Genomic DNA, 11,383 nt, shown 5'->3' with positions numbered 1-11,383 from the left:
CATGCCCAGCAACCCTCTAAACTGAAAGGAAATATCTTTTAAAATTAGTCAGTTATAACCCTAAACTCTATTCGTTGGGTTACATCCTCAGACCACCATCGATTTCTAACACTCTCCCAGTAAAGTACTCATTTTCAAAGATATACTTCACTGACTGTGCGATTTCTTCCGCCTTTGCCATTCTTCCGACTGGAATCATTTTTTCCAGACGTTCTATTACTTCCGGTTTCATATTCCCAGCCATAGGGGTGTGTACGACACCCGGCGCAATTGCCGCCGCACGGATACCATATTTGGCTAACTCGCGTGACCAGGTGGTGGCCATGGTTGCGACCGCCGCTTTGGAAGCAGAATAATTGGTTTGACCGATGTTTCCCGCACGCGCAACACTTGAAATGTTGATGATCACACCGCTAGATTCAGTTTCTATCATTTTCACTGCCGCCTCTCGACCACAAAGGAAAGTACCAGTTACATTTACATTCATCACCAGATTGAACTGTTCTAATGGCATCTTGGAGATAGCACCCTCTTTCATTTTGACCAGCAAGCCATCTTTTAATACGCCTGCATTGTTAACGAGCCCGTTAAGCCGACCAAAATCTTGAATAATGTCATTGAACGTCTGTTCAACGTCCTGTTCATTGGTGACATCTAATTGGTAAGTGAGCGCCTTAGCACTCAACATCTGGCATTGCTGTTGAGTGTCTCGCAATCCAGCTTCATTGATATCAAGCAGAGCCAAGTCAGCGCCCGCACGGGCAAGAACAATCGCCGTCATCTGTCCGAGCCCCTGCCCCGCACCAGTAATAGCGATAACACTGTTTCTTAAATCCATTACGATACTCCAACGTTTTGTAACTTTTCCGAGAAGCGTGGTGACAATGTCACAAATAGAAAGTCTCTATCGGTAATATGTTCGTTAGGGCTTTGCCGGAATGACGAGTAACATGAATAGTAATCGGTTATCGAACATCGTCATTCCCTACCGCGCAGAACGAGCGAGAAAATGAATCTCTCACATTCATTAATTACACTTATTTTTGATTTTTATAGAACTCAAACAAACTTGAGAAATCGAGCTCCCCATATCCGCTTGAGTTATGGAACGCATACAAATTACGAGCAAGCGACCCCATAGGTACAGAAGAATGCGTTTGTAAAGCGGCATCCAACCCTAAGCCCAAATCTTTCAGCATTAATTTGCTCATAAATCCCGGTTGATATTGATGACTTGCCGGCGCACTTTCCATTACACCAGGGCAAGGATTGTAGAGCTCTAATGCCCAGTTGCGTCCGGAGCTTTGCAGCATGATATTCGAGAGAACCTTAGGATCGAGACCATGATCAATGCCGAGATTGAGCGCTTCACACGTTCCGGACATTAAAATACCGAGCATCAAGTTATTGCAGATCTTAGCCATCTGACCATCGCCGGCTTTGCCTGCATGGAACACATTTCTGCCCATGTATTGCAAAATAGCGTTGGCTTTTGAGAAAGCTTGATCTGAGCCCCCAACGATAAACGTCAAGGTCGCCGCTTTTGCTCCAGTTACCCCCCCTGATACAGGTGAATCCACGAACAATAGCTGCTTATTTCCCGCTTCGTTCGCAACCAATCGTGACGAATCTGGATCAATGGTAGAACAATCGATGAGTAAGGTATTTGGTGCCACGAGGTTCAGTACCCCAACCCCACCGTGTAAGTCGCCAAGGTAAACACTTCTCACGTGTGATGCAGCAGGTAACATCGTAATCACCGTACCTGCACCATCCACCACTTCCGGCAAGGAACTCGCCACGATAGCGCCAAATGGTTCTAACTTTCTGGCGGCTTCGGTGTCCAAATCAAACACTTGTACATTGAACCCCGACGCTAACAGGTTCTGCGCCATTGGGCTGCCCATATTGCCTAAACCTATGAATGCAATGGTACTCATGATAAATCTCCTTCGTTTGTACGGTCTGTTTAGCTTTCGTTTAGTCGCTCAACAGACCCTAACTCTGCCAGAGGATGTTCATCTTTTGCCCACAACGAGGTAAAGAGCGTATCAACGAGATCCTCATCAACTTCAGTAACACTGTTAAACATCCAATTTGGTTCGCCATCGCGATCAATCAGCCTGGCGCGCACACCTTCTTTAAACTCACCTAATAAAGCACAACGGACAGAGAGTGTGAGTTCCAATCGGAAGCAGTCTGCCAGTGGTAAACTATGAAACTCTTTGACTTGCCTGAAGCAAATATGCGCTGTGATAGGACTGCCAGCGGCGAATGTTTGTTTTGCATTTTCTAGCCACGGATTAATGTTATCCATGGCCATCACTCGCTGGGCTATAAGGTTGAGATCAAAACCTTTGCATGCTTGCTTGATTTGCTCCAGACATGGACAAATTTGTGTGGTTGGTTTGCTGTCGATGACACTTTCTTCCATCAGAGCTAACAGCGCATTCACCAATTCTTTCGCGTTATTGCTCCCCCACGGCAAGCTCTGAAGCTCTTGCAATAAAGTTGGATAATGCTCTTCTAATAACAACCAATCCGCAAAGCCAATTGTGACAGCGTCACTCGAATTTACTAACGCACCGGTCAATCCAAGAAATAAGCCAACCTCAGGGTCAATTTGACTTAAGAACCAAGTCCCTCCCACATCGGGGTAAAGCCCGATACTAATTTCCGGCATGGAAAGACGCGATGTAGGTGTGACCACTCTGTGGCTTGCTCCCATAAAAAGCCCCATGCCCCCGCCCATCACAATGCCTTCGCCCCAAGCAATAACGGGTTTGTTATAGGTATGGATGAGGTAGTCACACTCATACTCCAACGTAAAGTAGCGGGTACAAAACTCGGCAGTGGAGTCTTTCCCTTCGTCATGCATGACATGATAAATAGCCCTGACATCACCACCCGCACAAAATGCTTTTTCTCCGGCACCGCTAAGAACCACACACACCAAATGGGGGTCATCTTTCCATTTCAGCAACTGATCATGGAGTTGAACTAACATGTCGTAAGTAAGCGCATTTAATGATGAGACATTGTCTAAAGTCGCAACGCCAATTCGATGAATAGCGTCTGCACACTCCAATTCAGTGATCGTTACCTTTCCTGCCATTTGGCCTCCTATTGGTTTTTCCATTTAGGCTCGCGTTTCTCAAGAAAGGCTCGTACACCTTCCGTTTGATCTTCGGTATCAAAGAGGTTAAGAAACAGCTCTCGCTCTTTGATAAGTCCATGCTTTAATGGTGCTGAGCGCATGTTTTGAATCAGTAATTTGCATGCCGCCACAGAGGATGGCGACTGATTTGCCACCGACAATGCCAACTCCATCGCTTTGGTTAGTGCTTCGCCTTTTGGCACAAGCTCCTCTGCTAAGCCTAGTTCGTTTGCTTGAGTTGCGCTGAGTTGTTCACCACAAAGAATCATACGCTTAGCCCATCCTTCACCAACTAAAGCCGTAAGGTTCTGCGTTCCACCTGCACATGGCAGCAGACCCACTTTTGCTTCTGGTAATGCCAGCACCGCTTGTTCTTCCACTACTCGGAGATCACACGCCAACGCGACTTCTAACCCTCCGCCCATGGCATATCCGTTTATTGCGGCAATGGAAACCCCACGAAAATCGGCGAGGGTTTCAAACGCTTCCCCAAACGCTCGAGCCATACCGAGTGCCACCGCTTTGTCTCCGTCAGCAAAAAGTTTGAGGTCTGCGCCTGCTGAAAAAAACTTCTCTCCATTCCCTGTTATGACGAGCGCATACACGTCTTTATTTTGGTTCAGCTCAAGGACGAGGTTTTTTAACGCGTTGAGACTGTCCGCCGTCCAGGTATTTGCTGGCGGGTTGTTCATCGTAATCACAGCGATATGATCATTAACAGTGTGTTGAATAGCGTCTTGAGGTGATGACATAGTTCGAATCCTTTCCTGATGAAATTGTTCGAATGCAGATTTACAGTAATGATGATTCTGCTGACAACAAACGGCGTGCGATGATCAAACGCATGATCTCGTTGGTACCTTCAAGGATCTGATGCACACGAACGTCGCGGAAATAACGTTCCATCGGGTATTCTTTGATGTAGCCGTAACCACCGTAAAGCTGTAAGGCTTGGTCACAGACTTGAAACCCGACATCCGTTGCAAAACGTTTTGCCATGGCACAATAGGTGGTTGCGTTTGGGTCACCGTTATCAAGTTTACTTGCGGCGTAACGAACCAGTTGTCTTGCTGCAACCAGCTCTGTTGCCATGTCCGCTAATTTAAACTGCAGCGCCTGAAATTGCGCTAACGCTTTGCCGAACTGCTTACGTTCCTGCATATACTGAGTCGCGTGGTTAAGAGCCTGTTGCGCCGTCCCGACTGAGCAGGTTGCGATATTAATTCGCCCGCCGTCTAATCCTTTCATCGCAAAGACAAATCCTTGCCCTTCTTCACCTAACAGCTGATTCGCTGGAACGGTGGCATTTTCGAATGTGACGGCACGAGTCGGTTGACTGTTCCACCCCATTTTCGGCTCTTTACGCCCATAGCTGATGCCTTTCGCATTTGCCTCAACCACAAAAGCGGAAACACCTTTCGCTCCTTGCTCTCCGGTTCGGGCCATAACGATCAACACATCAGTATCGCTGGCTCCTGAAATAAACGTTTTGCTGCCATTAAGAATGTATTGATTGCCTTTTTTCGTGGCGGAAGTGGTCAGTGAAGCCGCATCAGACCCCGCATTTGGCTCAGTTAAACAATAAGATCCTAGCCACTCCCCCGTCACTAATTTGGGACAAAACTGCGCTTTAACCACGTCACTGGCAAAACTGGCTATCATCCAACTCACCATATTGTGGATGGTCATAAACGCCGTTGTCGAAGTACAGCCCATGGATAATTGTTCAAAAATGATCGACGAGTCTAAACGGCTCAGGCCCAATCCGCCTTGCTCTTCTGGTGTGTAAAGGCTCAAAAAACCTAACTCGCCCGCTTCTCGCAACACCTCTTTCGGGAAGATCTGTTTTTCATCCCACTCCGCTGCCATGGGAGCCAAACGCTCAACGGCAAACTGCTGCGCTGTATCGGAAAATGCACGTTGATCTTCGTTGAGTTCAAAGTCCATAAAAGCTCCTTGCTATCGGTTTAGCGCAGGTGGATCGTGAGATTTGGCCCGCTAGGAATATCATCATCAAACCAACGCGACGTGACGGTTTTGGTTTCGGTGTAGAATCGGACAGCCTGCTTACCATAAGCATGAAGGTCGCCATAAAAACTGCCACGCCAACCCGTGAAGGAGAAAAATGGCAAAGGCACCGGAATCGGTACATTAATGCCGACTTGTCCCACCATAATTTCGTGCTGATACTTTCGTGCCGCCGCGCCATTCGCTGTGAAAATTGACGTACCGTTGCCATACGGGTTGCGATTAACCAACTCAATGGCTTCTTGCAGCGTATCCACTTCCATACACACTAAGACAGGACCAAAGATCTCCTGCGTGTACACCGACATGTCTGTCGTCACTCCCCGGAACAATGTCGGTCCGACCCAGTTGCCGTCAGGAAACCCCTCTACTTCGCATTGGCTGCCATCAAGCACACACTCTGCACCTTGTTGTTTGCCCAACTCAATCAAACCCAATACGCGCTGTTTTGCCTGCTCGCTAATAAGCGGACCATATGCGGCATCTTCATCATCCCACGCCCCCGGATGTACGTTTTCCATCTCCCGTTTAATGTCGTCTATCCACTCTTTTGAGTCACCGACAAACACCGCCACTGAGATTGCCATGCAGCGCTGCCCCGCCGCACCCACTGAAGAGCCGACTAAATTACTCACCACGTGATCTTTGTTCGCATCTGGCATGATCACCATGTGGTTTTTAGCACCTGCAAACGCCTGCACTCGCTTAAAGTGTTTTGTCCCTGTCGTATAAATATCTTGCGCCACCGGAACGGAACCGACAAAAGAGATCGCACGAATATCGTTATGCGTGAGTAGAAAATCCACTTGCTCTTTACGTCCGTGAACGATCTGCAATACACCCTTTGGAGCGCCTGCTTCTTCAAACAATTCAGCAAGACGAATCGACGTTAAAGGCACCTGCTCTGAAGGCTTGAGAACGAATGTGTTACCGCTGGCAATCGCAATTGGAAACATCCATAACGGGATCATGGCTGGAAAGTTAAACGGGGTGATCCCGCAACACACGCCCAAAGGTTGAATCAGCGAGTAACTGTCGATATCAGTCGCGACGTTTTCTACCGTTTCACCCATCAGGTTACTGGCAATATTCGCCGCTTGCTCAACCACTTCAATTCCGCGCCAAACGTCTCCTTTGGCATCAGCTAGAATCTTGCCCGTTTCATGAGAAAGCAATACCGCGATTTCTTCGTGATGCTCTTTTAACAAATGTTGATAACGAAGCATGAGTCGCGCGCGCTCGGAAACAGCCACCTCTTTCCAGGTTTGGAATGTCGCCTTGGCACTATCGATCGCAGCATGCAACTCGTCATTCGTTGAGCACGGAACGTACGCAATCACATCGTTTGTGGCAGGGTTGGTGACTTCTATCCAATCTGCTGTTTGAGATTCACGAAACTCACCACCAATAAATGAGGGGACCAAACGAGTCATCATTGACTACTCCTTTACTGATATTGCTGGAATTAAAGTGGTACCTCGATACCAATTGCGGTTGCTTCTCCACCACCGATACAAATCGCCGCAATCCCTCGCATAACTTTCTTATTGCTTGAATCGCCATCCAAACCTAACGCCTGTAGCTGACGCAAACTGTGGGTCAACGTCACCAGTATTCGTGCACCACTGGCACCAATAGGATGGCCAAGCGCACACGCTCCACCTTTAATGTTGACTTTGTCAGGGTCGAGCCCCAGTTCAGCGATCGCGATTTGCGTGACAACCGCAAACGCTTCGTTAATCTCCCAAAGATCAATTTCATCTATCGTCCAATCGAGCTCTGATAACAACTGCTCGATCGCATAAACTGGGGCGAGCGTAAATTCTGCAGGTTCTCTGGCGTGTGTGGTGTGGCCTCTTATAATGGCCAGTGGTGAGAGATGATGGTGCTGCGCGGTTTCTTCATCCATCAAGACAAGTGCTGCGGCACCATCTGAAATTGCACTCGAATTAGCTGCTGTCACAGAACCATGGATATCAAAGGCTGGTTTCAGCTGGGCAATTTTTTCGAAGTTAATCGAACGCGGATGTTCGTCGTAATCCAGAAAAGCAGAAGTCGATTTAGTGCGAATGTCTATCGGCGAGATTTCTTCTTCAAACAAGCCTTGTTCTTGCGCATCTAAAGCGCGCGTGGCTGACATGGCTGCCCACTCGTCCATTTTTTCACGGCTGAAGTGGAGTCTGTCGGCGATTTGCTGAGCGTACACACCCATCAAAAGCCCTTCGTAGGCGTCCTCTAATCCGTCGAGAAACATATGATCATAAACGGACTGATGCCCCATTCTCATGCCACTTCTCGCCTCTTTCATCAGGTAAGGCGCATTAGTCATACTTTCCATGCCACCAGCGACAGCAGTACGTATGGTGCCCGCTTTAATCAGGTCGTGCGCTAACATCACACTCTTCATGCCCGAACCGCACACCTTGTTGATGGTGGTGCAGCCAGTAGAAATTGGTAATTCGGCTTCGAGAGCCGCTTGCCGGGCAGGTGCCTGACCGCAACCTGCTGGTAACACGCAGCCCATAAACACTTCATCGACGGCTGTGAGTTCCGCTTGCTGGAGCGCACTTTTTATTGCGATTGCCCCTAATGATGGAGCAGAAAATGTTTGCAGTTGCCCCTGAAAGCGTCCGATTGGTGTTCTTTTCGCACTGACAATCCAGATGTCATTTCCCATGATTCCACACCCTTTACGATGTATCACAGCATACGAACTTACCCATCACACTCGCTATCAAAAACTTTCATACCCGCTTAAGTTTCAAATCAAACGATGAATCTTTCGCACTGTGATTTCTTGACGTTTACGTAAGCATAGCACTAGCCTTTACAGTGAGGTAAAGAAACAAGTTGATAAAAGAATAAATTTCCTCCGACCTTTCACCACAGGGTCCGACTTCGAGAAGCTAGTTTTTATTCGAGGTAAGTAATTTGAGGTAAGTGTGTGATGGAAAGATATAAAATTAGTGAGCTAGCAAAAGAGTTCGATATTACGACTCGAAGCATCCGGTTTTATGAAGACGTCGGCCTGATAGAGCCAGAGCGTAAAGGCAATATGCGTGTTTACCAGCGCAGAGACAAAATCCGTCTCAAGTTGATATTAAGAGGTAAGCGGCTAGGCTTTTCACTCGCCGAAATTCGTGAACTTTTTGAACTTTATGATCTTCAACAAACCGATGAGCAACTCCTGAAAATGCTCAATATTATTGAAGAAAAACAAGCGTTACTCCAACAACAGATGAATGACATCGGAGTTGTGATGGGCGAGTTAAACGCCGCGAAAGAACGCTGCTTACAGACGTTACAGAAACACAATAAAATATCCACGCATCCCTGACTTTAATCCTGCTACAGGGGAAATGTTATGAAATCCGCTTATACCCCACTCAATTTTGGTCTCGGTGAAACCATTGATATGCTCCGGGATCATGTGAATGCCTTTGCTAGCGAACACATCGCTCCGATCGCTGCCCATATTGATCATAATAACCAATTCCCCGACTATTTATGGCCGCTGTTTGGCGAGATGGGATTACTCGGCGTAACGGTAGACGAACAATATGGTGGAGCAGAAATGGGCTATCTTGCCCATGTCATCGCCATGGAAGAAGTCAGTCGCGCATCGGCCTCCGTGGGACTGAGTTATGGCGCACATTCCAACCTTTGCGTTAATCAAATTTTCCGCAATGGCACCGCAGATCAACGCAAAAAATATCTACCTAATCTAATTGATGGTTCTCATATCGGTGCACTCGCAATGAGTGAGCCAAACTCCGGTTCGGATGTAGTCAGCATGCAGCTCAAAGCGGAAGACAAAGGTGACCATTTTTTGCTTAACGGCAATAAAATGTGGGTGACGAATGGACCAGATGCCGACGTCTTGGTGGTGTACGCGAAAACCGACCCTGGTGCAGGTTCGAGAGGAATCACCGCATTTATTATCGAGCGAACGTTTGAAGGATTCGGCGACGCACAGAAGCTTGATAAGTTGGGAATGCGCGGCTCCAACACTTGCGAACTTGTTTTTACCGATTGTGTGGTACCTAAAAAAAACGTTCTCGGCGAAATAAACCGAGGTGTCGAAGTCCTGATGAGTGGCCTTGATTACGAGCGAGTGGTCCTTGCTGGCGGGCCGTTAGGGATCATGCAAGCTTGTATGGATATCTCGGTGCCCTACGTGCACGAGCGTAAACAGTTCGGCAAATCCATCGGTGAGTTCCAGTTGGTTCAGGGCAAGCTTGCCGACATGTACTCGCGCATGTGTGCTGCTAAAGCCTATGTTTACACCGTCGCGTCGGCCTGTGACCGCGGTGAATGTACCCGTAAAGACGCAGCAGGCGTCATCTTATACAGCGCTGAGCTCGCGACGCAAATTTCACTTGATGCCATCCAGCTGCTTGGCGGTAATGGTTACGTTAATGAATACGCAACCGGACGGCTGCTACGCGATGCCAAACTGTATGAGATCGGAGCGGGTACCTCGGAAATTCGGCGAATGTTAATAGGACGAGAGCTGTTCGAGGAATCACGTTAATCCAAGCGTTGAAAAGGAAGTCTCTATGGCCATCATAAAAAGTAGAACCAAGCCAACTGAAGAGCTGTTTCTTTCAAACAAAGCCGCAATGGAAAAGTTGGTGGACAAGCTGCACGCGGATACCGAAATCATCAAGCAAGGTGGTGGTAAAAATGCGATATTGCATCAACAAAACAAAGGAAAGCTCCCCGTACGATCGCGTATAACCAGACTACTCGACGATGAGAGTGATTTTCTTGAAATCGGCCAGTTTGCCGCTTGGGAAGTGTACGACGAGCCCATTCCGTGCGCGGGTGTCGTCGCTGGTATTGGAACGATCAATGGCGTCCAATGCATGGTGGTCGCTAACGATCCTTCGGTAAAAGGTGGCACCTACTACCCTCTGACGGTAAAAAAGCATCTGCGAGCACAAGAAATCGCTCAACGCTGTCGGCTTCCCTGCGTGTACTTAGTCGATTCTGGCGGTGCCAACCTCCCTCATCAGGCTGAAGTCTTTCCTGATAGAGACCACTTCGGACGGATTTTCTTTAACCAAGCAAAAATGTCAGCCAAAGGCATACCTCAAATCGCCGTGGTGATGGGACTGTGTACCGCAGGTGGCGCATACGTACCCGCCATGGCAGACGTATCCATCATGGTTAAAGAGCAAGGCACGATATTTCTCGCCGGACCACCGTTGGTAAAAGCCGCAACTGGGGAAGTCGTCACAGGGGAAGAGCTCGGTGGCGCTGATGTCCACTGCCGAAAGTCAGGAGTGGCGGATTACTACGCAGAGAACGATGAACATGCGTTGATGCTCGCACGCGAGGCGATTGCCAACGCCAATCAACCCAAAGTACGAAAAACCGAGCACTCCATCTTACCGCCCCGTTACAACGCAGAAGAATTGTACGGCATCGTCAATGCCAACCTTCGCTTGTCCTTTGACGTAAGAGAAGTCATTGCCCGCATTGTCGATGATTCTGACTTTGACGAGTTTAAGGCGCTGTATGGCAAAACTCTGGTTTGTGGATTTGCACGAATAGAGGGGCATTTGATCGGTATTGTCGCCAACAACGGCATTCTATTTTCTGACTCTTCACAAAAAGGCGCGCACTTTATTGAGCTGTGCGCCAAACGCAAAACGCCCCTACTCTTTTTACAAAATATCACGGGTTTTATGGTCGGAAAAAAGGTAGAGGAAGAAGGCATTGCAAAACACGGTGCTAAGCTGGTGATGGCGGTGGCTTGTGCCGAAGTGCCTAAGTTTACCATCATTATTGGGGGCTCTTACGGCGCAGGGAATTACGGCATGTGCGGCAGAGCTTATGATCCGACGATGATGTGGATGTGGCCAAATGCACGTATTTCTGTAATGGGCGGTGAACAAGCCGCTGGCGTGCTAACTCAGGTTCGTAAAGACATAAAAGAACGCCGGGGTGAAAACTGGTCAGAACAAGAAGAGCACACATTTCGAAAATCGATCATAGACTTATATGAGACACAGGGACATCCGTATTACGCCAGCGCAAGGTTGTGGGATGACGGGATTATTGACCCGAAAAACACGCGCCAAGTCTTGGCACAAGCGCTCAATGCCGCACTCAACGCGCCGATTCAAGACAGTGAGTTTGGTGTTTTTCGTATGTAAAAAATCAGAATGAGAAAAACAGAACGTAAATTTG

Annotated in this window: 10 protein-coding genes; 3 read left to right on the top strand and 7 right to left on the bottom strand. The window is 48.1% G+C overall.

The genetic code is table 11. From position 1 onward, the window contains the following. Positions 1-79 precede the first annotated feature (79 nt). The 7 genes from DBX26_RS15880 to DBX26_RS15850 form a co-directional block, all read right to left on the bottom strand. Positions 80-838 (bottom strand): SDR family oxidoreductase, encoded by a 759-nt coding sequence (locus DBX26_RS15880; protein WP_065301257.1) that lies wholly within the window; start codon positions 836-838, stop codon positions 80-82. Positions 839-1,037: 199 nt separating this feature from the next. Continuing rightward, complete coding sequence (gene mmsB, locus DBX26_RS15875; RefSeq protein ID WP_014234379.1) at positions 1,038-1,940, bottom strand: 3-hydroxyisobutyrate dehydrogenase; 903 nt, start codon at positions 1,938-1,940, stop codon at positions 1,038-1,040. Between the two features lie 29 nt (positions 1,941-1,969). After that, a complete protein-coding gene (locus DBX26_RS15870) occupies positions 1,970-3,115 on the bottom strand; it encodes an enoyl-CoA hydratase/isomerase family protein (protein WP_065301258.1) in 1,146 nt (381 codons plus the stop codon). 8 nt (positions 3,116-3,123) lie between these two features. Next, complete coding sequence (locus DBX26_RS15865) at positions 3,124-3,909, bottom strand: enoyl-CoA hydratase (RefSeq protein WP_118119894.1); 786 nt, start codon at positions 3,907-3,909, stop codon at positions 3,124-3,126. Positions 3,910-3,949: 40 nt separating this feature from the next. Next, on the bottom strand, positions 3,950-5,104 hold the full coding sequence (locus DBX26_RS15860) for an acyl-CoA dehydrogenase family protein (protein ID WP_118119892.1): 1,155 nt from the start codon (positions 5,102-5,104) through the stop codon (positions 3,950-3,952). A 20-nt stretch (positions 5,105-5,124) separates the two neighbouring features. Next, positions 5,125-6,618: a CoA-acylating methylmalonate-semialdehyde dehydrogenase gene (locus tag DBX26_RS15855; protein ID WP_065304029.1), complete on the bottom strand. Its 1,494-nt coding sequence runs from the start codon at positions 6,616-6,618 to the stop codon at positions 5,125-5,127. A gap of 32 nt (positions 6,619-6,650) precedes the next feature. Then, positions 6,651-7,862: a thiolase family protein gene (locus DBX26_RS15850; RefSeq protein WP_118119890.1), complete on the bottom strand. Its 1,212-nt coding sequence runs from the start codon at positions 7,860-7,862 to the stop codon at positions 6,651-6,653. A gap of 270 nt (positions 7,863-8,132) precedes the next feature. Here DBX26_RS15850 and DBX26_RS15845 point away from each other — a divergent pair, with 270 nt between their 5' ends. Genes DBX26_RS15845 through DBX26_RS15835 form a run of 3 tightly spaced genes read left to right on the top strand, consistent with a single transcriptional unit; the run spans position 8,133 to position 11,349 of the window. Beyond that, entirely contained in the window at positions 8,133-8,522 is a 390-nt protein-coding gene (locus DBX26_RS15845; RefSeq protein ID WP_118119888.1) for a MerR family DNA-binding transcriptional regulator, read from the top strand. Positions 8,523-8,549: 27 nt separating this feature from the next. After that, entirely contained in the window at positions 8,550-9,719 is a 1,170-nt protein-coding gene (locus DBX26_RS15840; RefSeq protein WP_118119886.1) for an isovaleryl-CoA dehydrogenase, read from the top strand. 25 nt (positions 9,720-9,744) lie between these two features. Continuing rightward, on the top strand, positions 9,745-11,349 hold the full coding sequence (locus DBX26_RS15835) for a carboxyl transferase domain-containing protein (RefSeq protein WP_118119884.1): 1,605 nt from the start codon (positions 9,745-9,747) through the stop codon (positions 11,347-11,349). Positions 11,350-11,383 lie beyond the last annotated feature (34 nt).

Origin of the sequence: Vibrio sp. dhg, assembly GCF_003443775.1 — a bacterium.
GTDB classification, from domain to species: Bacteria; Pseudomonadota; Gammaproteobacteria; order Enterobacterales; family Vibrionaceae; genus Vibrio; species Vibrio natriegens.
This window is presented reverse-complemented; position numbering and strand designations above follow the sequence as displayed.